Consider the following 235-nt stretch of genomic DNA (forward strand, 5'->3'; position numbering starts at 1 on the left):
CGTACATCGCCAGGTCGAAGTTGAGCGAGGTTGACGCCAGCGTGCGCGCCAGCGTATCGGCGTCGAACTCGTCGCGCGCCCAATGCACGAAATTGACCGCGTTGCGCTGCTCGATCATCACGCCCTTGGGCGCGCCGGTCGAGCCGGAGGTGTAGATCACATAGGCCAGGTGGGCCGGGGTCAGTCCGTGCCGCTGCGGATTGGCGGACGCCTGCCCGCTCCACAACGCAGCCTG

Annotated in this window: 1 protein-coding gene; it reads right to left on the reverse strand. The window is 67.2% G+C overall.

What is annotated here, in order from left to right:
• Nucleotides 1-235: AMP-binding protein (locus KVP70_RS33960; protein ID WP_217946818.1), on the reverse strand; the 235-nt coding region annotated here is incomplete at both ends.

This window comes from Duganella violaceipulchra, assembly GCF_019166075.1.
Lineage (GTDB): Bacteria > Pseudomonadota > Gammaproteobacteria > Burkholderiales > Burkholderiaceae_D > Rugamonas > Rugamonas violaceipulchra.